General features: G+C 65.4%; 22 protein-coding genes. 10 read left to right on the forward strand and 12 right to left on the reverse strand.

The annotated features are described in order from the left end of the window. The first annotated feature begins 10 nt into the window (after positions 1-10). The 4 genes from ACEN2S_RS04880 to ACEN2S_RS04895 are packed head-to-tail and all read left to right on the forward strand — an operon-like array spanning position 11 to position 4,041. Positions 11-973, forward strand: a complete 963-nt coding sequence (locus tag ACEN2S_RS04880) for an efflux RND transporter periplasmic adaptor subunit (RefSeq protein ID WP_441863135.1) — start codon at positions 11-13, stop codon at positions 971-973. Then, positions 970-1,677 (forward strand): ABC transporter ATP-binding protein, encoded by a 708-nt coding sequence (locus ACEN2S_RS04885; RefSeq protein WP_441863137.1) that lies wholly within the window; start codon positions 970-972, stop codon positions 1,675-1,677. Before ACEN2S_RS04880 ends, ACEN2S_RS04885 begins: the two co-directional genes overlap by 4 nt. Next, positions 1,674-2,819: an ABC transporter permease gene (locus tag ACEN2S_RS04890; protein ID WP_441863140.1), complete on the forward strand. Its 1,146-nt coding sequence runs from the start codon at positions 1,674-1,676 to the stop codon at positions 2,817-2,819. The genes ACEN2S_RS04885 and ACEN2S_RS04890 overlap by 4 nt, the downstream gene beginning before the upstream one ends. A 4-nt stretch (positions 2,820-2,823) precedes the next feature. Next, complete coding sequence (locus ACEN2S_RS04895; RefSeq protein ID WP_441863142.1) at positions 2,824-4,041, forward strand: ABC transporter permease; 1,218 nt, start codon at positions 2,824-2,826, stop codon at positions 4,039-4,041. Between the two features lie 203 nt (positions 4,042-4,244). On the opposite strand, the gene ACEN2S_RS04900 is transcribed toward ACEN2S_RS04895, so the two are convergent. The 3 genes from ACEN2S_RS04900 to ACEN2S_RS04910 are packed head-to-tail and all read right to left on the reverse strand — an operon-like array spanning position 4,245 to position 8,220. Next, on the reverse strand, positions 4,245-5,429 hold the full coding sequence (locus ACEN2S_RS04900; protein ID WP_441863144.1) for a zinc ribbon domain-containing protein: 1,185 nt from the start codon (positions 5,427-5,429) through the stop codon (positions 4,245-4,247). Next, positions 5,426-6,616 (reverse strand): thiolase family protein, encoded by a 1,191-nt coding sequence (locus ACEN2S_RS04905; protein ID WP_441863146.1) that lies wholly within the window; start codon positions 6,614-6,616, stop codon positions 5,426-5,428. The genes ACEN2S_RS04900 and ACEN2S_RS04905 overlap by 4 nt, the downstream gene beginning before the upstream one ends. After that, positions 6,613-8,220 carry an AMP-binding protein gene (locus tag ACEN2S_RS04910; RefSeq protein WP_441863148.1) on the reverse strand — a complete coding sequence of 536 codons (1,608 nt, stop codon included), beginning with the start codon at positions 8,218-8,220 and terminating at the stop codon, positions 6,613-6,615. Before ACEN2S_RS04910 ends, ACEN2S_RS04905 begins: the two co-directional genes overlap by 4 nt. Here ACEN2S_RS04910 and ACEN2S_RS04915 point away from each other — a divergent pair. The 3 genes from ACEN2S_RS04915 (at position 8,194) to ACEN2S_RS04925 (ending at position 12,525) form a co-directional block, all read left to right on the forward strand. Further along, entirely contained in the window at positions 8,194-9,228 is a 1,035-nt protein-coding gene (locus ACEN2S_RS04915) for a LysR family transcriptional regulator (protein ID WP_441863150.1), read from the forward strand. The two genes, ACEN2S_RS04910 and ACEN2S_RS04915, sit on opposite strands and share 27 nt — an antisense overlap. A 338-nt stretch (positions 9,229-9,566) precedes the next feature. Further along, positions 9,567-9,869 carry an SH3 domain-containing protein gene (locus tag ACEN2S_RS04920; protein ID WP_441863152.1) on the forward strand — a complete coding sequence of 101 codons (303 nt, stop codon included), beginning with the start codon at positions 9,567-9,569 and terminating at the stop codon, positions 9,867-9,869. Between the two features lie 286 nt (positions 9,870-10,155). Next, a complete protein-coding gene (locus tag ACEN2S_RS04925; protein ID WP_441863154.1) occupies positions 10,156-12,525 on the forward strand; it encodes a Hint domain-containing protein in 2,370 nt (789 codons plus the stop codon). A gap of 105 nt (positions 12,526-12,630) precedes the next feature. Here ACEN2S_RS04925 and ACEN2S_RS04930 read toward each other — a convergent pair whose 3' ends face one another. From ACEN2S_RS04930 to hppD, 3 genes are all read right to left on the reverse strand, one after another. Next, a complete protein-coding gene (locus ACEN2S_RS04930; protein ID WP_441863155.1) occupies positions 12,631-14,214 on the reverse strand; it encodes an ABC-F family ATP-binding cassette domain-containing protein in 1,584 nt (527 codons plus the stop codon). Between the two features lie 300 nt (positions 14,215-14,514). After that, on the reverse strand, positions 14,515-14,868 hold the full coding sequence (locus ACEN2S_RS04935; RefSeq protein ID WP_441863158.1) for a Rieske 2Fe-2S domain-containing protein: 354 nt from the start codon (positions 14,866-14,868) through the stop codon (positions 14,515-14,517). Positions 14,869-14,913: 45 nt separating this feature from the next. After that, complete coding sequence (hppD, locus tag ACEN2S_RS04940) at positions 14,914-16,029, reverse strand: 4-hydroxyphenylpyruvate dioxygenase (protein WP_441863160.1); 1,116 nt, start codon at positions 16,027-16,029, stop codon at positions 14,914-14,916. A 128-nt stretch (positions 16,030-16,157) separates the two neighbouring features. On the opposite strand from hppD, the gene ACEN2S_RS04945 reads away from it, so the two are divergent. Next, a complete protein-coding gene (locus tag ACEN2S_RS04945) occupies positions 16,158-16,619 on the forward strand; it encodes an Lrp/AsnC family transcriptional regulator (protein ID WP_441863163.1) in 462 nt (153 codons plus the stop codon). Between the two features lie 159 nt (positions 16,620-16,778). Here ACEN2S_RS04945 and ACEN2S_RS04950 read toward each other — a convergent pair whose 3' ends face one another. From ACEN2S_RS04950 to ACEN2S_RS04975, 6 genes are all read right to left on the reverse strand, one after another. After that, complete coding sequence (locus tag ACEN2S_RS04950; protein ID WP_441863166.1) at positions 16,779-17,537, reverse strand: aldolase/citrate lyase family protein; 759 nt, start codon at positions 17,535-17,537, stop codon at positions 16,779-16,781. Next, positions 17,521-18,348: a 2-oxo-hept-4-ene-1,7-dioate hydratase gene (gene hpaH, locus ACEN2S_RS04955; protein WP_441863169.1), complete on the reverse strand. Its 828-nt coding sequence runs from the start codon at positions 18,346-18,348 to the stop codon at positions 17,521-17,523. Before hpaH ends, ACEN2S_RS04950 begins: the two co-directional genes overlap by 17 nt. Next, positions 18,342-19,220 carry a fumarylacetoacetate hydrolase family protein gene (locus ACEN2S_RS04960; protein WP_441863171.1) on the reverse strand — a complete coding sequence of 293 codons (879 nt, stop codon included), beginning with the start codon at positions 19,218-19,220 and terminating at the stop codon, positions 18,342-18,344. Before ACEN2S_RS04960 ends, hpaH begins: the two co-directional genes overlap by 7 nt. A 120-nt stretch (positions 19,221-19,340) precedes the next feature. Then, positions 19,341-20,321, reverse strand: coding sequence for a 3,4-dihydroxyphenylacetate 2,3-dioxygenase (gene hpaD / locus ACEN2S_RS04965; protein WP_441863174.1), 981 nt, complete (start codon positions 20,319-20,321; stop codon positions 19,341-19,343). Positions 20,322-20,390: 69 nt separating this feature from the next. Continuing rightward, entirely contained in the window at positions 20,391-21,902 is a 1,512-nt protein-coding gene (gene hpaE / locus ACEN2S_RS04970; protein ID WP_441863177.1) for a 5-carboxymethyl-2-hydroxymuconate semialdehyde dehydrogenase, read from the reverse strand. A gap of 9 nt (positions 21,903-21,911) precedes the next feature. Then, positions 21,912-22,301 (reverse strand): 5-carboxymethyl-2-hydroxymuconate isomerase, encoded by a 390-nt coding sequence (locus tag ACEN2S_RS04975; RefSeq protein ID WP_441863180.1) that lies wholly within the window; start codon positions 22,299-22,301, stop codon positions 21,912-21,914. A 102-nt stretch (positions 22,302-22,403) separates the two neighbouring features. Between ACEN2S_RS04975 and hpaR the strand changes: the two genes are divergently transcribed. Then, on the forward strand, positions 22,404-22,865 hold the full coding sequence (hpaR, locus tag ACEN2S_RS04980; protein WP_441863183.1) for a homoprotocatechuate degradation operon regulator HpaR: 462 nt from the start codon (positions 22,404-22,406) through the stop codon (positions 22,863-22,865). 57 nt (positions 22,866-22,922) lie between these two features. Beyond that, complete coding sequence (locus ACEN2S_RS04985) at positions 22,923-23,363, forward strand: MarR family winged helix-turn-helix transcriptional regulator (protein ID WP_441863186.1); 441 nt, start codon at positions 22,923-22,925, stop codon at positions 23,361-23,363. Positions 23,364-23,378 lie beyond the last annotated feature (15 nt).

Here is a 23,378-nt window from a genome sequence, read left to right on the forward strand (position 1 = left end):
TTGGCAGCGGATGCTCGCCGTCGCCGGTCTGGCCTGTGCCGCCATGGGCGCATATGTCGCCATCGGCCAGTTTGCCGCCCCCCCGCGCGCGCCGGAGGCAATGACCGCCGCCGCGGTTCCGGCCTCTATGCCGCCCGCGGCCACATCAGCCGTGCCCCATCTGGCGGCTTCGCGTGAGATCACCGGGTCGGGCTATGTCATCGCCCCACAGCAGACCGCGGTCTTTGCCCGCGGCGAAGGGCGCGTGACCGCGCTGCTGGTGCAAGCGGGCGATGTGGTGGCCGCCGGACAGCCCCTGATTGTGCTGAGTGACAGCGCCACGGACTTTGCACTGGAGCAGGCACAACTCGCACGCCGGGCAGCAGAGCTCGCCCTTGCTGCGCGGCGCATCGAACGGACGCAGGCCGAAACATCACTGGCCCGTATCACGGCCCTGGCTGCCGGTCAGGTCGCGTCGCGGCAGCAGTTGGAAGAGGCGCAGACCGCACGCGATCTGGCCGCGAACGCGCAGCTGCAGGCGCAGCAGGGGCAGCAAGAGGCCGATCTTGCCGTCCGGATCGCCGAGGAACAGCAGGCCGACCTGACCATCCGCGCGCCAATCGCGGGCACGGTGACCCGCCTTGACACCCGTCTCGGCGACAGCGTTCTGGCGCGGGCCGACAGTCTGCGCGAGGGGCAAAGCCTCGCGACCATCACCGACACCGCCCATCTGGTGATCGAGGCTGATGTGGCGGAAACCAGCATCGCCCTTTTGCAGGCGGGACTGCCGGGCGAGGCCATCCTCGATGCCTTTCCGGCCATCCCCTTTCCCATCGAAATCCAGCGGATCGCACCGGTCATCGCGCCCGAAAAGGGCACGGTCACCCTGCGTCTGACACTGACCGACCCGCCCCCCGGCATCCGCCCGGCGATGGCGGCGCGGATCCGGATCACCACGCGACACAACACAAAAGAAGGAGGCTTTGACCAATGACCGACAGTTTGCACAACGCGCCCTATATCACCCTCAAAGGCCTGACGAAGGGTTTTCGCATCGGCACTGAGACGGTGCCGGTCTTCACCGGGCTGGATCTGACCATTCCGCAGGGCGATTTCGTGGCCATCATGGGGCCGTCGGGCTCGGGCAAATCGACCCTGCTGAACATGCTGGCGGGGATTGAGAGCCCGGATGCGGGAGTGGTGCAGATCGCGCAGGCCCGGCTCGACCGGATGGGGGAAAGCGCGCGGTCCGCCTGGCGCGCGCATCACATGGGGATCGTCTTTCAATTCTATAACCTGCTGCCGATGCTGACGGCGGCCGAGAATGTCGAACTGCCCCTGCTGCTGAAACCCCTGTCCGCCAAAGAGCGCCATGCGCGGGTGGAGAAAGTCCTTGAACTTGTGGGCCTTGCCGGGCGCGGGTCGCAATACCCGGCCCTGATGTCGGGCGGCCAGCAACAGCGCGTGGGAATTGCCCGCGCCATGGTTTCCGATCCCGACCTTCTGCTCTGTGATGAGCCTACGGGCGATCTCGACCGCGCCTCGGCGGATGCGGTGCTGGAAATGCTGGGCTTTTTGAACCGCGAATTGGGCAAGACCATCGTCATGGTCACCCATGACCCGCAGGCCGCCAGCCATGCGCGCCACACGCTGCATCTGGACAAGGGCCGGTTCACCGATGCCCGGAGGGCCGCATGATGGGCTGGTTCCGACTTGCCAGACGCAATGCCGGGCGCAAGCCGCTGCGGATGCTGCTGCTGACCATCTGCATTGCCATTGCCTTTCTGATTTACGGGCTGACCGCCAGCTTTCAGAACGGCAGCCAAAGCGCCGCCGCCGCCAGCGACGACATTCTGGGGGTGATGAGTGCGGGTGGCCGCGGCCAGAGCCTGCCGATGGCCTACCTGTCGCGCCTCGAGGCAGCGCCCGGTGTTGCCGAGGTGACCTATCTGACCCGGATCCGCGGCTTTGCCGGGGTGGAGACCAATGTCATCGCCATCAGCGCCACTGACCCCGACCGGGTGGCGCGGGTCAATGGCCCGGATCTTGGCCTGACGCCGGATCTGCTGGCCGCGCTGACGGCCGCGCGCGACAATGTGCTGGTCGGGCGCGCCCTCGCCGAGGCGCAGGGCTGGCGTGTCGGGCAAAGCATCACCGTCACCGCCTTTCAGGCCGCCACCAAAGACGGCAGCCGCGACTGGCGTTTCCGGATCGGCGGCATCTTCGAGGGGGCCTCTGCCGCCAGCGACACCTATTTCATCCTCGCCCGCTATGATTATGTGAACGCGATGCGCGCGGCCGGGACGGACAGGGTCGATGCCTTCGTCGTCCGGCCCGCAGAGACGGTTGCCCCCGGCGATCTGGCACGCGCGATTGATGCGCTTTTCGCCAATTCGGCGGCGCCCACCCGCACGCAGACCGAAAAACAGTTTCTCACGGCCTTTCTGCGCCAGCTGGCCGATGTCGGCCTGATCATCACCCTTGTGGTCGGGGCGGCGTTCATCACCCTTCTGATGATCGTGATCAACACCCTGACACTCGCGGTGCGCGAGCGGCGATTTGAAATCGGCGTGCTGAAAACACTGGGCTTTTCACAAAGCTGGATCCTGAGCCTGATCCTGGGCGAAACGCTGTTCATCTTCATTCTCGGGGGGGCGAGCGGCCTCGCGCTGACCAAAATCGCCACGCAGTTCACCGGCGCCAACCTTGGCCTCGTGCTCGCGCCAAAGATCATCGGTCAGGCGGTGCTCCTGATCCTCGGGCTGGGGTTGGTGTCGGGCCTGGTCCCCGCCCTCAGCGCCCTGCGCATTCCTGTCACCGCGGCTTTCAGAACAAGGTAATCCCATGTCCTCCACTTTCAGACAAACGCAGGTCATGCTGCGCGCCAATCTACTGAGCTTGCCGCGCCGGCTGGCGGTTTCTCTGTCGATGACCCTGTCGGTCGCCCTTGTGGTCTGCGTTCTGGCCGGGTTCCTCGCGATGGCGGCCGGGTTTGAGCAGACGCTCAAAGCCACCGGATCACCAACGGTTGCGGTCGTGCTCGGCGGCGGCAGCAATCAGGAAACCGGGTCAGACATCCCGCCAGAGACATTGCGCAGTATCATGGCGCTGGGCGGGCCGGTCGGAGTGCGCCGTGATGCGGGCGGCAATCTGCTTGCCTCGCGCGAGGTCATCGTTCCGGCGGCGGTTGGCCCGATGTCAGCGGATCACCGGGCAGAGGAAAGCGGCACAGTGCTGGCGCTGCGCGGCATGGATCTCGCGGGGCCAAAGGTCAGGGACGGCGTAGACCTCTCGGCAGGCCGCTTGTTCACCCCCGGCACCCATGAGATTGTCGTGGGCGCCGGTCTGGCGCAACGGATCTCCGGCTTTGATCTGGGCAAGAGGGTGCGGCTGGGCGCGCTGGACTGGACGGTCGTGGGCCACTTCAGCGCGCATGGCGGCGCGTTTGAATCCGAAATCTGGGCCGATCTCGACAGCGTCCGCGCCGGTTTCGACCGGCAGGGCGAGGTGCAAAGCCTGCGGCTGCGCCTCGAGTCACCGGCCGGGCTTGCGGCCTTGCAGGCGGCCCTTGCCCGCCTCACCACGGCGCCGCTCGTCGCGGTCTCCGAGGCTGACCTTTATGCCGGACAATCGGGGCGCACCGCAGATCTGATCCGGCTCTTCGGCTGGCCGCTGGCACTGTTGATGGCCGTTGGAGCGACGGCAGGCGCGCTGAACACGATGATGAGTTCGGTGGCCGACCGCAGCGTCGAAATTGCCACGCTGCGCGCCCTCGGCTTCAACCGGACCGCAGCCTTCTGCGCCACCTGGACCGAGGCGGCGGTCTTGGCGCTGGTCGGTGTTGCGGTGGGGATCGCCCTGTCCTGGGGGATATTCAATGGCTGGCAGGCAAGCACGCTCGGCGCGAACAACGCCCAGATGGGGTTTTCATTGCAGGTCACCGGCCGGGTGATGCTGACCTCCGGGATACTGGGGCTGGCGATCGGATTGCTCGGCGGCGCGCTGCCCGCCCTCGCCGCGACACGGCTGCCTTTGACGGCGGCGTTGCGGGCGGCGGCCTGAATCAGCGGAACGGAAGGCGCGCCCTGCCCGGCAAGCGCGGGGCGCGCCGCAGAAGGCCAGAGCCGGTGCCGTGGAACCCCGCGCACAACCCCCAACCTGCGTTGCGGCAGGCGCAAGCGGTGCCCCCCGCCCGGTGGGCACCGCCGGACGTTTCACCAGTGTCCCTCTGACCTTCGTCCTCTGCGCGACAGGTCAATCGGCGCTCAGGACAAGGTCTTGAACGCAAATCCCCTTTCGACGCTTTTCGGGTTCTCCTCATAGCGCTGCACCAGATCAACGGCATGGTCACCGACGATCAGTTCCTCCCGGCCTTCGCGCAATGCTGCTGCCAGTGATTGCGCCAGTGCGGCAGGGCGCAGCATCGGCACCTCCGGCATGAACGCACCCCCTCCCGTGAGGGGACCATGGAGGACATGCATCACCCGCAGGCCAAAGGGCAGACACTCCATCCGCAAGCAGGTACTCAGCGACAGGGCAGCGGCATGCGCCGCGCCGTAGCGCGCAAGCCCGGGCGGACAGATAACACCGAATACCGACAGCAGATTGACCCAGCCGAGCGGACGCGCTGCCGCCGTCGTCTGGCTGGCGCGGTGGAAAAACATCGGTGAGAAGGCCTGGATAAGCCGGTCCAGACCCTCCGCGATGATCGACATCGCCCCCTCTGCATCGCGCCCCGGCGGCGTCGTGGCTGCGGGCAGATCGGTTGTCGTGATCAGAAGATCGACGGTGCCGCCAAGACGCGCGGCACAAGCCCTGACGTTCTCCGGCTGCGAGAGATCCAGCGCCACCGGCGTCACCAAACCGGCAAGGTCCTCTGGCATCAGGCCATCCGCAGAACCGCCCAGAACCTCGGCCGCGCCTTCCGCCCGCAGCATCCGTGCCAGATCGCCCGCGGCGGGGTGGCGCATATCCGTGATCAGAACGCTGCGGCCCTGTGGGCTCATCGTCATCTCCATCCAATGGGGGTCCGCCGACGGCGCCGCCCGTTCGGGGGCTGCGTACAGAACGGCCTGCCCGGCACGGTCAAGCACAAGCCGGACGCAAACCTGATCACCGACCCGCGCATCAGGGTGCAGAAAAGCCAGCGCGCTGGCCTCCGCGCCAAAGGCGAGCAACCCGGTGACCCAGGGCTCTCCCGCGCGAAAATAGGGCGCCACGGGGGCAAGAACCGTGGTGCAGGCAATCACGGTCGCGCGGGCGGATGCGCAGTCAGGCACGATGTCGCCAAGACAATGCGGGCAGGCCTCGCGGATCGGCCAGGAGATCCGCGCGCAGTTCCGGCATCGCGGCAGCATGAACGCGCCCCGCGCGGCGGCCCGGGTCAGCAGATGCGCCGCCGTGCTGCGCAGAACCGGCGGCAAATCAGGATGCTGGGTGCGCAGGGTCATGCCGCCTCCAGAATGGCGGCACCGGATCCCAGACCGCGATCGTAGTTGATCATCCCGAAACCCGACACGAGGGCGCGCTCTGCCGCCCGGACCTGTCGGCCCCCGGCGGTTCGCGTCAGTTGGCGCAGGGCCTCGACCATGCCGAGATGACCGCCCGCACATCCCGCCTGCCCGACCGAAAGCTGCCCGCCTGACGTATTGTGTGGAAAGCTGCCCTGACAGGTGAAATCATGCGCGCCGATAAATTCGGACAGCTCCGCCGGTTTGCAAAACCCCAGATCGGCGAATTGCATGGCGCTGATGATCGGATAATCATCATAGGTCTGCACCAGATCGACCCCTTCCGGCCTGGTGCCCGCCTGGTGCCACAGCTGGTCGATGTCGCGCAGCCAGCCGCCCCGCAGCATGACAGGATCATCGGGAAAACCATTGTGACGCTCGATCAGCGCGGTGACCCGGGCATAGGCCAGCCCCTGGGCCCGGGCGGTCTCTTCGCGCATCACCAAAAACCCCTCGGCCCCGGCACAGGGCATCACGCAGTCAAACAGATGGATCGGCGGCGCAATCGGGCGCGCCGCAAGATATTGCGCTTCGGTCAGCGGGGTTTTCATCATCGCCCAGGGCGTCAGCAGCGCATTCGCCCGCTGCGCCACCGCGATCCTGGCCAGATCGGCGCGCGACAGGCCGGTTTGCGCCATATAGGGCCCGGCGATCAGCGCGAAGCTGACATTTGGCCCGCCGGTTCCATAGGGATAGACCGCGTCCTGCGAGAAACGCGAGAAGGTTTCAAGGCCGGACCGAAAGCCGGTCGGCGCGTTGGTATCCGCCGCAATGCAGGCCACCACATCGACATCCCGGGCCTGCACCGCCCGCGCCGCCCGCCGCAGCGAGACAATCGCCGCCACCCCGCCCAGAGGCACAAAATCCAGATGCCGGGGTGAGAGGCCGAAATGCTGCGTCAACCCTATGGCGCTGTCCGGTGCCAGCGTAAAGCTTGCCACGGAAAGCCCGTCAAAGGACTGATGCGAACACCCGGCACCTTCGGCCAAGGCCCGCAGCGCCTGTGCCACCCACCATTGCGCGGGCCGGGTGGAGTAACGCTCATAAGGGACGGTTACCGGAACCGTGATCACCACATCCCGATAGGCCGCAGGCGCGCGGTCCGACACCGTCCTGCGGGTGTTCATGCCAAAGGTTCCGTGCGCAGCCGGGCCTTCAACGCCCGCAGGTCAAGCGCCGCGCCAGCCTTCACCGCCGCCTCTGCATTCGCCTTGATCACACCACGCTGCAGCTTTTGCGTCGAACTCAGCGGCAATGCGGCGCAGAACTGCAGGAAGCCCGGCAATTTGTGATAGGACAGCCGCCCTGCCAACCGGCGCATCAGCGCTTCGGCATCCTGCCCGCCCTTTGCCACCACAAAGGCAAAAACCTCTTCCTCGCGCAGCGGATCGGCCACCGGCGTGACCGCCACGCCGGCCACACCCGGATCGCTCGCCATCACCGCCTCGACCTCCAATGCCGAGATGTTCTCACCTGACCGCCGGATGATGCTTTTCTTGCGGTCCAGAAAATAGAACAGGCCGCGGGCGTCGATGCTGAGAATATCGCCGGTGTGAAACCAGCCGCCTTCCCAGGCCGCTTCGGTCGCATCCGGGTCTCCGAGATAGCCCGAGAAGAACCCTTTTCGCGGATCGGCCCCGGCGGAGCGCACCAGCAGCTCACCCGCCTCCCCCACCGGAACGTCATTCCCGGCGCCATCGACGAGGCGCCATTCCATCTGCGGCACGGGCAGCCCGATGCAGCGCCCCGCAGGCACCGCGCCCACGCAAGAGGTGTCAATGACGCCCGCCCCCCCGGTTTCGGTCATCGCCCAGCCTTCAATGATCGGCAGACCGAACCGCGCCTCAAACTGGGCCTTATGGTCTGCCTCGACGCCCGGCCCAAAGGTAAAGCGCGCCCGGTGCGCGCGGTCATAGGGCCCGGTCGCGCGCTTCAGCAAAATGGCGGGGATGACGCCCAGCGAATGCACGATGGTCGCGCCGCTTTCCGCAATGGTTTGCCACCATGTCCCGGGGTGAAAGCGGTCCAGCGGGACGATGGTGCCGCCGATGCGGATCATGCCCACCACGGTGCAGCCAAGGGCGTTCATGTGAAAGAAGGGCAGCGGCGTCAGCGAGACTTCCGCGCCCGGCGTCATCGCCGCGACACCGCCCATCGAGGTGTACCACTGCGCCACACGCATGAAATAGTCGTTCGACAGAATGCAGGCCTTGGGCTTGCCCGAGCTTCCAGAGGTGAACAGCAGCGCCGCCTCGTCCTCCGCGCGCCCCTCCCCGGCGGCCCGTCTGGTCCTGGCTTCGGGGATGGCCTCGCCCAGAAGCGCGACCGGGATGCTGCTGCCCCCGGCCTTGGCGAGCAGGGGCCGGAACGGCGCGACGGTGAAGACGCTTTCAACGCCGGAGGTCGCGAGCTGATGCGCCAGTTCCTCGGGGCGCATGTCGCCGTTCAATGGCGCGACCGAGGCCCCGATGGCATTCAGCGCCAGCCAGTGCAGCACGAAATCCGGCCGGTTCTCCAACAGCAGCGCCACGCGCGATCCGCGCCCGTAGCCCGCCGCGGCATAATGCGCGGACAGGGCCGCCACACGCTCCGCGGCTTCACCATAGGTGATCGAAAAACCGTCCGGTGCCCAGGGCAGTTGCGCAGAAGCCGGCGCCCTCAGCAAGACATGCCGGGGGTCTGATCGGGCCGAAGCGGTGAAGGCATGGAAAGGCGTCACAGGATTTTTCATGGTCACTCTGTTCACTCTCGTTGCCCGGAGGTTACGAACAGATGTGCATGCGTTCCAATTCAATCGATTGCCGCTACTGATAACCATATGCTATCAATTGGCATGGAACTGAGACAGCTGCGATATTTCATTGCGATTGCCGAGGAAGAGCACTTCGGCCGGGCGGCAGCGCAGTTGCGGATCGCGCAACCGGCGCTGAGCCGACAGATGAAGCTGCTGGAAGCCGAATTGGGATTTGATCTTTTCGACCGTCTTCCGCGGGGCGTGCAACTCTCCGGCGCGGGCCGGTTCTTCCTTGAAGAGATCAGGGCGATTGATGCGCAGCTTCTGCGCGGCATTTCCCGAACCAGGTCCTTTGTGAAGGGCGACATCGGCATCTTGCGCCTCAGCCTGATCGAGAGCAGCGCCTGGCATGGGGTGGTGCCGGATGTGTTGCGCCTGTATCGCGCGCGGTTTCCGGAGGTTGAGATCGCCCTATCGACCATGGGGACCGAGGCGCAACTCGCGCGGTTGCGCCAACGGCTGACGCATGCGGCCATCGTGTATAACCCGTTGCAGATCGACGATTTATGCGCGGTCGAACTGGCGCGACAGAGCATGGTGCTCGCGATGCCGCAGGAGTGCCCCCTGGCCCGTCTGCCCCGCCTGCGCATCCGCGACCTGACGGGATATCCGCTGATCGGGTTTGACCGGTCGGCAAGTCCGAAACTCTACGACGATTTGCAAAAGGCGCTGACAGAGCTCGAGTTCACGCCCAATTTCATTTCCGAGCCGGCCAATGAATCCGAGATGCTGGCGCTGGTGAGCGCAGGCGCCGGGTTGGCCTTCACCAATGCATCGCAGCAATGGCGCCAACCCCATTCCATCAGATTTGTCCCGGTCGATGACCTGAAGGTGACAATGAGCCTTCAGCTGGTCTATCGCGATGATGACCGCTCCCCCACATTGACCAACTTCCTGCAGATCCTGCGCGACCATCTGGCGCTTTCCGGGACGCCCCGGACCTGACAAGGGCGGGCATGGGCCACCATCTCAGACCTTTCGCAAATGGCCATTCACCGGCACGCCCCCCGCGCGTCCGGGGCCACAGTGCCGCACGGCACGACGCTGCATGGTAGGGAACCGCAGAGAACCTGCCGCGCGGCAGTCGCGCGCCCGCCGGAGGCGACCGCCATGCATCGGCCCTCCGGCCCATGCCGTTGGCAGGCAAGACCGACGGGACAGAGCGGAAAGCCGCCCGTTCTGGCACGTGGCTCCACAATATCGCTTTCGGCAGGTCGCGGATTGTTTCCATCGTCAATCGGTCCCGGTACAAGGCGGGTAGCGGCACCGATCAGGAGAGAAAAATGTGCAGAACCCTTCTTTTTGTGTTGGTCACAGCCCTGCTGGGGCCGCTTTTCGGGACCATGCCCGCCACCGCCGGGTCGCTCGGGCGGTATGAAGTTTTCGGCGTCGAGGGCGAGGATATGCTCAAAATGCGCGCCGGGCCGGGGATTGGCTATATCGTGATCCTCGGGCTGCCGAACGGCACCCCACTGCGGGTGCATGACTGTCAGTCGACCGGGGGAACCCGTTGGTGCAGCGTCTCGCTGGAAAAAGCCCGCGGGGTGAAGGGCTTCGTTTCTTTCGCCTATCTGCGGAAACGGTAGCCTGCCGGGCGTATCCGTTTGGCCAAGCGCCGCGCGGACCGACAGCGCGGTGGGCGTGTTCAGAGCGCGCGCTTGCCCCCCTTCCGTCGAGGTTCCGTTCCGCCGTTACCCCGCGGCATCGACGTCACAGCGCTTCGGCATGGAGGCGGGCGTTCATGCGCCGGAACCCTGCCGCAGAAACTCTGCAGCACTCAATAAAACCTCCATTTTTCAAAGGTCCTTAACGCCGTTTTAGCACGCGGCGCGGCATAGTCCGCGCGCAGCCATCTTGCGTGAGGACATGGTCATGGCGCCGACCAATGGGACAACCGGCAATGACTCTCTGACGGGCACCAGTGGCGCGGATTCCATCATTGGTGGGGGCGGCAATGACACCATCCGCGGCGGGGCGGGCAATGATGTCATCAATGGCGGCGGCCCGCTGCCCACCGAGCAGCTGACCAACGGCCATTTCACGAGCGGCTATTCGGGCTGGAGCGCAACCGGCGGCGGCATCTTCAGTGGCGGCGGCTATATTTTTGACGCCAACAACACCTCCGGCACCCTGACACACACGGCCACGCTGTCCGGTCTGAAAACCGGCCCCGGCACACAGGGCGCGGCGCAAATCGCCTTTAAGATGGCATGGAACGATTCCACGCCAGCCTCCACCACCGGCGTCACCACCGTCGAAGTGCGGATCAACGGCGTCACCTATGCCACGATCTCCACACCGAACGGCGATGGCACGCTGGCCACAATCACCTATTCCAATGGCGCAACCGGTCCGCTGTCCAGCATTGCCGAGACCAACGCCTGGAACGGGCCCTCGACCAACATCACCATCAACCTGCCGACATCGGTGGCCGACACCGGCACGCTGACCTTCTTCACCAATGTCGGCGGGTCGGATGACATCTTCCTGAGCGATTTCAGTGTCCTCACCAATGTCACCACGCCGAGCGGCGATGACTCTCTCGACGGCGGTGACGGCAATGACACGATCTTTGGCGGTGATGGCAATGACACCATCTCGGGTGGCGCGGGTGCGGACAGCCTGTCCGGCGACACCGGCACGGACACGCTGGACTACGCGACCTCGGGCGCCGGGGTCTCGGTCAACCTCGCCAGCGGCGCGGCAAGCGGCGGTGATGCCGCTGGCGACACGATCTCGGGTTTTGAGAACCTGACTGGGTCCGCCTACAACGACAGCCTCACCGGCGATGCGGGCGCCAATACCCTTTCGGGGGGCGGTGGGAATGACACCATCTATGCCGGGGGCAACAACGATCTCGTTCTCGGCGGCAGCGGCAATGACTCGCTCTTTGGCGAGGCGGGCAATGACACGATAGATGGCGGCACCGGCGCCGATTACCTCTCGGGCGGCGCGGGCAACGATCTGCTGATTGGCGGCGATGATGCCGATACGATCAGCCTCGCGGATGGCTTTGGCACCGACACGATTGTCGGCGGTGAAGGCGGCACCGACAACGACCTGATCAATGCCAGCACGATGACCGCAAACACCACGGTCACCTTTTCGGGCGCCGAGGCCGGGACGATCAGTGACGGAAGTAACAGCGCCAGCTTCAGTCAGATTGAGCGGATCACCCTCGGCTCGGGCAATGACACCGTCGTGGGGGGCAGCGGCAATGACAATGTTGACGCCGGGGCGGGCAATGACCTGCTCTCGGGCGGGGCGGGCAACGATACGCTGGCGGGGGGGTTGGGCAATGACACGCTCTCCGGCGGGGCGGGAAATGACTCGCTGACCGGCGGCGCCGGCAATGATGTGTTCCGGTTTGATCGCGCGGGTGGTGCAGATTTCGTCAGCGATTTCAGCGTGACGGACACGGACCACGACGGTCACTATGATGATCAGCTGGACGTCAGCGCGCTGCGTGATCTGCAGGGAAACCCGGTCAATGCCTGGGATGTGACCGTCAGCGATGACGGCTTTGGCAATGCCGTGCTGGCCTTTCCCGAAGGCGAAACCATCACCCTCTATGGTGTGACGCCCGCGCAGATGGCCACGGCGCCGCAGCGCCACGCCGCGGGCATTCCCTGCTTCACCCCCGGCACAAGGATCGAGACCCCCACCGGGCCGGTGGCGGTGGAGCTGCTGCGCCCCGGCCAGTTGGTGCGCACCCTGGATCATGGCGATCAGCCCATCCGCTGGGTCGGCTGCCGCAGGCTGAGCCCGGCAGATCTGGCGGCCTGTCCGCAGCTGCGCCCGGTGGTGATCCGCAAGGGCGCTTTGGGAAATGCGCGGCGGATGCTGGTGTCACCGCAGCACGGATTTCTGATCGGCGGGCGTCTGCTGCGCGCCAAACATCTGGCGGCACAATGGGGCAGCAAAATCGCCCATGTGGCGCAAAAGGCCGAGAGCGTGACCTATATCCACTTCCTCTGTGACCGCCACGAAATCGTCTTTGCTGACGGCGTCGCCACCGAAAGCCTCTATCCGGGTCCGATGGCGCTGGGGTCTCTGGGACTTGGCCCGATGCTGGAGCTGCTGGCCATATTCCCGACCCTTGCCGCCGGTCTGACCGATCGCGGCGGCACCGAAAGCGCATATGGCCCCCCTGCCCGCAGCTACTGGCGTGAGAAAGGGCCGAACCGCCCCGCGTTCTCCCTGCCGTCCGGCGCGGCGGGCGGGCCGATGCCCCTTGCGTGAAGGCCGAAGGACAAGGCCCCCGCGGCGCGGGCGGGCACCCGCGCGCATTCTGGCTCTGCCGATGCGCCGTCTGACCGGCGGCCCCGGGCTGCCCCGGCAGTGCGCTCAAGGGCCCAGATGCACTGTTCTGTCGGCTGCCAGCGCAGCGAGGAACCGCGCATCATGGCTGACCACCAACAGCGCCCCATCATAGCTGGCAAGCGCGGCCTCCAATGCGGCAATACCCTCCAGATCCAGATGGTTCGTCGGCTCATCCAGAAGCAACAGCGCGGGCGGCGGCACCGCCCCCAGCACGCAGGCCAGCCCGGCCCGCACCCGCGCGCCCCCGCTGAGGTCACCCGCCGGGCGCAACGCATCCTGCGCCCGAAAGCCAAATCGCGCCAAGGTCGCATGCGCCAGATGCGCATCCGCCGCAGGGTTCAGCCGCCTGAAATTCGCCTGCAGGCTCTGCGCCGGGGCAAGACATCCCAGATGCTGATCGAGGAGGGCAAAGCCGACCGCCACCTCAACCGTACCGCGATGGGGCGCAATCTGACCCGTCACCAGATTGAGAAGCGTGGTCTTTCCGCTGCCGTTCGGCCCGGCGATCACCACGCGTTCCGCGCCGGTCAGCTGCAGCGACATATTCCGGATCACCGGGCAGAGCGGATCATGACCGCCGGTCACGCCATCCAGCCGCAGAACGCTTTTGCCGGGCAGAAGGCCGGTCGGCGGGATCTCCATCCGCAGGGACTGCAAAACCTCCACTTTCGCCCGCGCGACGCAGACCGCCGCATCTGCCGCCGCGCGCCGCGCTTTGCGCAGGCGCAAACCCGCGCCGCCCGAGGCCTCGGCACGGCCTTTGGCGGCATCCATCAGGATCTTTGGCTGATCGCCCTTTGCCCGTGCCCTGTGCCCTGCGCTGTCCTTGCGCGCCTTGCGCTCTGTCGCGCGTTGCGCCTGGCGATCCGCCTCGCGGCGGGCCTGTTGCGCCTGTGCCAGATCGCCCGCCGCCACTTGCAATGCATGCTCTCTGGCGTGGCGATACGCCGTGTAATTGCCGCCATAGCGGGTCACAGCTTGCGGTGTCAGCTCCAGGATCGCATCCATTTCTTCCAACAGCTCACGGTCGTGGCTGACGATGATTGCGCCCTTTTGCCACCCCCGGATCAAATCGATCACGGCGCGGCGGCCCGCCCGGTCGAGGTTGTTGGTCGGCTCGTCCAGGAGCAAGACATCCGGCGCCGCGACCATCAGCGCCGCCAGCGCGGCACGACTGCGCTGGCCGCCGGACAGCGTTGTCATCCGCGTCTGCAGCCCGACGGAGAGACCGCATTGCTCCAGCGCCCTCTCGATCTTAACGGGCAATGCCCAGTCCGCCTCCGCCAGTTCCGCCGCAGATGCGCCACCCGCTTCCGCGCGCCGCAGCAGCGCGAGATGTGACCGGGCGCCAAACAGATCGGCAATGGTCTCATCGGGGTGCGGCAGCGCGTCCTGTCGCATCCGCGCGACAGGACCCGTCACCTGCACCTGCCCCGAGGCCGGGGCAAGCTCACCCGCGATCAGGCGCAGCAGCGTGCTCTTGCCGGTGCCATTGCGTCCGACAATGCCGGTGCGCTCAGGGCCAAAGGTCAGATCAAGGTCGGTGAAAAGCGGTGTGCCGTCAGGTGTGGACCAGGACAGCCGGGACAGGGAAACCAATGCGGGCATGGGGCAGAACTTCTCGCAGCGAAACCGAAAGGGTGAAGGCGGCGGGGTTCAGGTCCATGGCGAAAAAGGCTCCGTTCTTTGGTTGTAGCGAACGTAGGGACGATGGCGGGCCCGTACAAGGCCGCTGCAAGGCGGCTGCAAGGCGGCGCGGCGGCCAAACCCCGCAACGCCCGGTGATCCGAGGCGCGGCAGCGGCCTGCCCACGGCACAACGCACCCCATCGGTCACCTCAGGACGGGGTGGTCGGCGCATGCCCGGGCCCCGGGGCGGGGCCAACCGCCTCCCCCTGCAGCACAACCATCAGGGACCGATCAGGATCCGGTCCCCATCTTCGATCAGTGGCACGGCATCCAGCCCGCAATCCGCCCCGGCAATCGCGGCGCCGGTTGCCGCGTCAAACTGCGCGCCATGCGCGGAGCACATCAGTTTTGCCCCATCCGCGGACAAAAGCTGCCCGCTGCGGTAGTCCAGAGGCAGATATTGGTGTGGACAGGCGTTCACATAGGCCCGCAGTCCGGCCCCGCTGCGCAAGAGCACCAGCGGAAACCGGCCCGCGGCGGTCTCCACGGTCCGTGTCACCACGCCCGTCACCTCTTGCGAGAAGCACACAAAGGTTCCCGCAGGCGGCGCTGCGGCATAGTCGGTCCAGCTCATCTTGATCTCCGAAGCCAGCCCCGGGGCAACGGGGCCGATGCGGTTTCAGGCCGCCGGTTCATCGGCGGTCAGCACGCCACGGCGGATCTGATCCTCCTCGATCGACTCGAACAGAGCTTTGAAATTGCCTTCGCCGAAGCCGTCATCGCCCTTGCGCTGGATGAATTCAAAGAAGATCGGGCCGATCACGGTTTTCGAGAAAATCTGCAACAGAACCCGCGTCTGGCCGCCACCCACCACGCCTTCGCCGTCGATCAGGATCCCGCGTTTGCGCAGGCGGTCCAGCGGCTCCTGATGCCCGGTCACCCGGCGGTGCGACATCTCATAATAGGTGTCGGGCGGCGCGGGCATGAAGGCCATTCCGGCCTCGGCAATCCGGTCGGTGCTGCCATAGATATCCTCGGTGGCAACGGCGATGTGCTGGATGCCCTCACCCTTGTATTCCTTGAGATATTCTTCGATCTGGCTGTTCTCGTCAGCGCTTTCGTTGATCGGGATGCGGATCTTGCCATCCGGCGAGGTCAGCGCGCGCGAGGTCAGCCCGGTATGCTTGCCCTTGATGTCAAAATACCGGATCTCGCGGAAGTTGAACGTATCGGCATAGAACCGGTACCAGGTGTCCATATTGCCGCGGATGACGTTGTGGGTCAGGTGATCAAGGTAGTAAAAGCCAAAGCCCTCGGGCTTGGGGTTAACCTCGCCCAGCCAGTCAAATTCGCCGGAATAGCAGCTGTGCTCGCCGCCATAGGTTTCGACGAAATAGAGCAGCGAGCCGCCGATCCCGATCACCGCGGGCACATCGAGCGATTTGCCCGGCCCGGTATATTCGGTCGCGCCCAGCTCGACCGCGCGGCGCAATGCGTGCTGCGCATCGACCACCCGCCAGGCCATCGCGGGCGCGCAGGGGCCGTGATCGGCCACGAAACGCGCAGCATGGCTGTCCGGCTCGGCGTTCAGCAGGTAGTTGATGTCCCCCTGACGGTAGAGGGTGATCGCCTTGCTTTGGTGTTTCGCCACCGGCACGAAACCCATCTGCCGAAAGATCATATCCAGCGTGGCGGGTTCCGGATGCGCAAATTCGACGAATTCAAACCCATCCGTGCCGGCCGGGTTCGTGGCGCTGATCGTGGCTTTCGGCGCGGAATGCGGAAAGGGTCCCATGGTGTTTCCTCCTGATGTTGGCTTGCCATCAGAATCCCATATTTCCCGTGCAAAAGGTGCGTAAAAGAGGTATTCAGGATCCCGGTATCTGCACATTTCGTGCATCACTCGAACCCCGGATGCGAAGAATGAGCATAGACAGCTTTGACATTGCGATTCTATCCGCATTGCAGGCCGATGGGGCAATGACCAATGCGGCCCTTGCCGAGATCGTCAATCTGTCGGCCTCGCAGATCTCACGGCGGCGCAATACGCTGGAGCAATCGGGCTATATCGAGGGCTATGGTGCGCGGCTGAATGCGGCACTTTTGGGCTTTGCGATGCGGGCGGTGACGCGGGTCAATCTGCGCAGCCACGGACAGGGCACCGAGGATGACTTTGCCCGCTTTGTGGCCGCTCAACCGCAGATCAACGCGGCTTTTTCGGTCTCGGGGGATGCGGATTACGTTCTTGATATCCGTGTGGCTGATCTGGGGGCCTTCGCCGATTTTATGCATCATCACCTGCTGCCACATCCGCAGGTGGCGCAGGTGCGCTCCGAAATCGTGCTCAAGACATTGAAGGACCGCGGCGGGGTGGTGCTGCGATAAGCCGAAAGCCCGGCGCAGACCGGAGGCACGGCGGTCGGTGAGGGCAAAGCCATGCTGGCGGCGGCGGCACGGCTCAGCCTGCTCCCCCCAAAGGCTGATTTCCGCGACCAGATCGCGCAGATCAGACGATGCCATGGGGGGCCTGCGCCCTGCGCCGGTTCAGAATGCCTGCCGCAAGGCCCGCAGGCCCGCGTTCAGCACCCCCACATCCGAGCCGACGGCCAGAAAGGCAACGCCGCTGGCCGCATAGCTCTGCGCCAATGCCCTTTCCGAGGTGAGAATGCCCGCCGCACGGCCCGCGGCGCGGATGCGCGCCAGCGCGGCGGTGACAACCGCCTGCACCTCGGGCGCGCCGGGTGCCCCCCGGTGCCCCATATCTGCTGCGAGATCGGCGGGGCCAATAAACACCCCATCCACCCCCTCAACCGCCAAAATAGCGTCGAGCGCGGCAATCCCTGCCCGGCTTTCCACCTGCAGCAGCAGACAAACCTCATCATTCGCACTGGCCAGATAATCGCTCACCGCGCCATATCCCGAGGCGCGTGCCAGCGCCGCCCCCACGCCCCGCACCCCCTCCGGCGCATAGAGCATTGAGCGGACGGCCTCGCGCGCTTGTTCCACGGTTTCGATCATCGGCACCAATATGGTTTGCGCGCCAATATCGAGCATCTGCTTGATCCCGGCACGGTTGTCGTCGCGCACCCGCACCACGGCAGAGGTTTTATCCCCCACCGCGCGCAATTGCCCGAGAATGTCGCGCAATCCATTCGGCCCGTGCTCGCCGTCGATCACCAGCCAGTCAAACCCGGTCTGCGCCGCGAGTTCGGCCGCCGAGGCATCGCCCAGCCCGACCCAAAGGCCGATCTGCGTGTCGCCCGCCTTCAGCCGCGCCTTGAAACGGTTATGCGGTGCGGGCATCGGCGGCTCCTCCCTCAAAGGCAACCGACACATGGCCAAAGGCGCCGAAATCGGCGGCAATCACCGTGCCCGGCGGGCACTCGACGGGCGCGATGAACGAGCCTGAGAGCACCACCTGCCCGGCCTCGATGCGCTGGCCGTACTGGCTCATCCGCCGACCGAGCCAGACAATGCCCATCACCGGATCATCGAGCACGGCCGCCCCCAGCCCCGTTGCCACCACCTCATCATTCTTGCGCACAATCGCACCGACCCAGCGCAGATCAAAGGCCTCTGGCGCATGCCGCTGCCGCCCCAGCACGATGCCGCCATTCGCGGCATTGTCCGCGACGGTGTCAGAGATGCGGCGGGGCTGTTGCGTCAGCGGATCTGTGCGCAGAATGCGCGTATCAAGGATCTCGATCGCCGGAGCGACGCATTCGGTCGCGGCCAGCACATCCGCGCGGGTGATATCGCCAGACAGCGGCGCCTTCATCACAAAGGCAATCTCGGTCTCGATCCGCGGCTGAATAAAGCGGCGCGCGGGCACGGTGGCGCCATCGGCAAAATCCATGTCATCATAGATTACGCCGCTGTCGGGCGTCTCGATGCCAAGCGCCTCCTGCATCACCCTGGAGGTCAGGCCGATCTTCCAGCCGATCACCCGCCGTCCGGCGGCCAGCTTTCGCGCCATCTGCGCCGACTGGATCGCATAGGCATCGTCCAGCGTGATGGCTGGATGCCGCAGGCTCAACAGGCCAATCTGCGTCCGGCTTTCCTCGGCCATGAGCAAATCCGCGGCCGCCTGATTGATCTCAGCGGCACTCAGCATCGCTCATCCTCCACCCCGTTCGACAGACAGCCGATCCCCTCGGCCTCCACCTCGATCACATCGCCGGGCTTGAGCCAGACGGGCGGGTCGAACCGCGCCCCCGCCCCCGTGGGGGTGCCGCAGACGATCATGTCGCCCGGCACCAATGTGGTGAAGGTCGAGACGTAACTCACGATATAGCGGAAATCATAGATCATTCGGGAGGTGCGGTCCTGCTGGCGGATCTCGCCATTGACCCGTGTGATCAGGGCGATGTCGTCAAGCTGATCGGCGGTGCGGAACGGCACCAGCCAAGGCCCGATGGACCCCGAGCCATCCCAGTTCTTGCCCTGCGTCACGTTGAATTTCGCATGGCGCACCCAGTCGCGGATCGTGCCCTCATTGCACAGGGTCAGCGCGGCGATATGGTCATAGGCGTCTTCGCGGGCGATGCGGCGTCCGGCCTTACCGATCACGATCACCACTTCGCCCTCATAATCCAGCTGCGGGCTTTCGGGCGGCCGGATCAGGGCCTGACGGTGCCCGGTAAAGCTGCGCGCAAAGCGGATGAAGATCGAGGGACGCCCCGGGGCCGCCTGCCCGTCCTTGTATTCCGCGTTGCGGTCAGGAAAATTCACCCCGATGCAGATCAGCTTTTCGGGATCGGCAATCGGGATCAGGAATTCTACCTCTGCCTCGGCAAAGGCGGGCGCGCGCCCTTCAGCGGCGGCGATCACCTCCTCAAGCGCGCCCGCCTCGATCACCTCTTTCAGGCCTGCGAAGCGGCTGCCGTAATCCGGCGTCAGGTCAATGATACCCGCCTCGGTGACAACGCCAAAACGCGCGGCCCCCTTGGCGCGAAAGGCAGCGATGCGGGCAGGAATGGGTTTCATGATGGCGCTCCTTGCGCGGTTCCGCCGAAGCAGAGTGATGTGAATGTGCCGACAGGCCCGCCCCGCCGTTGCGCCGCCCCGGGCGCGCACAGCGTCCGGGTGGCGCGGCGGGATGCCGCCTCACGGGGCGATGATCGGCGAGGCTGTGAGCACGGCCGCATCCGGCATGATGTTCTGGAAGGTGGAGCCATGTTCGAACCACGAACGCGGCGCGGGCGCGCCCCAGAGGGTTTGGCGCTGCGGATCCTTCAGATCCCATTTGATCGGCTCAAGATCGGGGTCAACCGTCTGATAATCCGAGCAATAAATCTCAATCCGGTGCCCGTCGGGGTCCAGCACATAAAGGAAAAAGGCATTGGAAATCCCGTGCCGTCCCGGGCCGCGCTCAATATTGCCGACATAGCCGGTGGTGGCCATCAGATCGCAGAGGTCGATGATGTTGAGCGGTGTCGGCACCCAGAATGCCGTGTGGTGCAGACGCGGGCCGGTGCCGCTGGTGAAGGCGATGTCATGCACGCCGCCCTTGCGGTGCGTCCAGGCGGCCCAGAGTTTCCCGCTCTCCTCATCCTCGGTGTATTCGGTAACGCGGAAGCCCATCTGACCGTAAAAGGCGACCGCTTTGTCCACATCGGTGGCAAAGCAGTTGAAATGGTCGATCCGCAGCGGTTTCACCCCGTGGTAGAGCGCGTAGTGCTGATGGATCGGCGGCAGGCGGTCCATTTGGAAATAGAGCTCAATCGGCATGCCAAAGCAGTCATGCGTGCGCAGGGTGCGGCCCTGATAGGGACGCTCGACCCAATCGGTCCTGTGACCTTGCGCCTTGAACCAGGCCTCGGCCTTGTCCAGTTCGCCCTCGTCATAGACCTTGAAGCAGAGCGCGCGGATGTTGCTCTCGTCGGATTTCACCAGCACCAGCGAATGGTGCCCGCGCTCTTCCATCGCCCGCAGGAAGATGTGCCTGTCATCCTCATCGGTGACCTGCAGCCCCAGCGTGTTGACGTAAAAGGCACGGCTGGCGGCCAGATCCCGGACGCCGAAAACGGCATGGCTGAGACGGATGATGTTGAAGGGCGGATAAAGGGTCGGCGCCGGTATCGGCATGGTCTCTCTCCCTGAAAGAAGCTGCGGGGGGCGGCTCTCCCAAGCCGCCCGGATCGGTGGACTGCGGGCTCAGCCGCCGAGTTTCGGAATGTGGTGGAGACGCCGCGGCAGGCAGACGTTCACCGTCTCCATGTAGAAATCAAACGACCAATCGCCGCCGTCGCGCCCGATACCCGAGGATTTGACGCCGCCAAACGGGGTCGGCAGGTGGCGCACGTTTTCGGAGTTCACCCAGATCATGCCCGCCTCCAGCGCATCGGTCATCCGCATCGCGCAATTCAGATCATTGGTCCAGAGATAGGCGGCAAGGCCATATTGCACGTCATTGGCCAGTGCCAGCGCCGCCGCCTCGTCCTGAAAGGGGATCGCGGTCAGTACGGGGCCAAAGATTTCCTCCTGCGCCACGGCCATGTCATTGGTTGCGTTGGTGAAAAGCGTCGGGCGCACGAAACATCCCGTCTCGCCCATCTTGACGCCGCCCGCAGCGATGGTCGCGCCCTCTCTGCGGGCTTTGTCGAAATACGAGATCACTTTGCGCTCATGCTCGGGGTGGATCAGCGGGCCGACCACGGTTTCGAGGTCGAGCGGATGGCCCACCTTGATCCGCTCCGCCACCTCGGCCACCCGGGCGGTGAAGGCCTCATAGATCGTCTCCTGCACCAACAGCCGCGAGGATGAGGTGCAGCGCTCGCCGTTCAGCGAATAGATCATGAAGGTCGCCGCATCGACCGCCCGGTCCAGATCTGCATCCTCGAACACGATCACCGGATTTTTGCCGCCGAGTTCGAAATGCACCCGTTTGAGGGTTTTCGCCCCCTGCGCCATGATCATGCTGCCGGTGCGGCTTTCGCCGACAAAGGCGATGGCCTTGATGCCGGGATGCTCGGTCAAGGCCTTGCCCGCCTCTTCGCCAAAGCCGTTCACCAGGTTCAGCACACCTTGCGGCAGCCCGGCCTCTTCGGCGATCTCTACCAGCAGTTTGGCGGTCATCGGCGAGAATTCGGCGGGCTTGTGCACCACGGTGCAGCCCGAGGCGAGCGCCGGGGCGATCTTCCAGGTCGAGAGCATGAAGGGCGTGTTCCAGGGCGTGATCACCCCCACCGGGCCGATCGGGCGGCGTGAGGTGACGTTCAGCTGATCGGCGGTGCGCAGGCTTTGCCCATCCTCGGCCTGCGGCGCTTTATCGGCAAAGTAGCGGAAGTTTGCCGCTCCCCGCAGCGCCGCCTTGGACATGAAGCGCAGGGCCTGACCAGTGTCCATGCATTCGGTCAAGGCGATCTCATCGGCGCGGGCCTCAATCCCCTCAGCGACCCTGATCAGGATCTTGCGCCGCTCAGACCCCGGCATTTTGCCCCAGGTTTTGAACGCCTCGGTCGCCGCCGCCACGGCGGCATCGACATCGGCCGCGCCCCCCCGCGCCACCTGCGCCAAGGGCTTCAGGTCAACCGGCGAGATCGTCGTGAAAGTCTCGCCCGAGAGGGCAGGCTGACTGCGGCCACCGATGTGGTTCAGCACGCCCCCGGCGGCGAAACGCGCCAAATAGGCCTCGGCGCGGGCGATATTGTCGGTCAGAACGCTCATCTTGGGTCCTCAGCTTTGTCCCGGCAGGCGGGCGTGAATGGGAGTGTCCTTCCAGCTCAGACCCGGGTCGATGACCCTGATTTCGAGCGAAAGGGCGAAATACTGCGTGGCCAGCGGCCCGGCGAGCGCGCGCTGCGCGGCGGCAAAGATCGCATCGCCCGCCGCGCGCAGCGCCTCGGGGCTGCGCCCCGCGCCCACCGCCAGCGTCAGCGCCGCGAAATCATTCCCGGGCAGCCCATCGGCCAGCACGACGTGATCTGCGCAATGGGCGCGCACCCGGATGCCTGCCAGCGGGAATATCCCCGCCGCTACCATGGCCGCAGAGGCCGCGCGGCACAGCGCCGCAACATCGGCCCGCGCAGCAAGGCCGGGCGAATATTCGATGGTGAGATGCGGCACGATTCTCCTCCTGGGCCCTTTCATTTAACATGTTAAGTTTATCCTCGCTTGTCAAGCAAGCCGATTTCGAACATGTGAAGTAATTGTCGGAAGGGGTGCACAATGGATCAGCCGGAACAGCGCGACAGGATGGAACTGGCCGAGACACGGCGCACGCTGCCGATTGCGCTGTTGCGGGCCCGCGAGGCGGTGATGGAACGCTTTCGCCCGATGCTGAGCGCGCATGATGTGACCGAGCAGCAATGGCGCGTCATGCGCGTCTTGCAAGAAACCGGCGGCAGCGACGCGAGCCAACTGGCACAGGCGGCCTGCGTTCTGCCGCCCTCGCTGACGCGGATGCTGCGCAGCCTTGAAAGCCGTGGTTTCATCGCCCTGAGCAAAGACCCCGACGACGGGCGTCGCGCCCTGATTGCACTGACCGCCGCGGGTCAGGCCTTCTTGCAGCAAGTCTCGCCGGAAAGTGCTGCAATTTACGCCGAGATCGAGGGCCGCATCGGGCGCGAGCGCATCGCGCATCTGCTGGATGAGATTGAAGCGCTGCTTGCGGCTTTGTCCGAGGATTGATCGATTTCGTTGCTCTCGCAACGAAATTCGGCCAAGTTACGGAAAACGGAGCGCCCGATGCAGCTTGAATCCTTTTTCCCCTATCAGCTTGCCATCACCGCCGAAGCCTTTTCGCGTCAATTGGTTGAGGTCTATGGCCGCGCCTTTGGCCTCACGCGGGAGGAATGGCGGCTTTTGTTCCTGATCGACGGCGCGGGCGAGATCACCTCGCTCGATCTCGCGCGGCGCTCCTCGCTCGACAAGGTGCAGATCAGCCGGGCGGCGCAGCGGCTGGAAGACAAGGGCATGATCTCGCGGATGGTGGCGGGCGAAGACCGGCGGCTGCGGCGCTATGCGATGACCGACGCGGGGCGCGAGATTTTTGCACAGGCTTTTGCGCAGGTGCGGGCGCGCGCCGACCGCGTGCTCGCGGAATTGGCGGAGGCGGATCGCGCGGCACTGGAGCGTGGGCTGGAGGCGCTGCGGACCGCTTGCGCCCGTGTCGCGGCGCAGGGCTGACGCCTCGGCGGCGCA

Source organism: Phaeovulum sp. W22_SRMD_FR3, from assembly GCF_052113705.1.
GTDB lineage: Bacteria > Pseudomonadota > Alphaproteobacteria > Rhodobacterales > Rhodobacteraceae > JBGQOG01.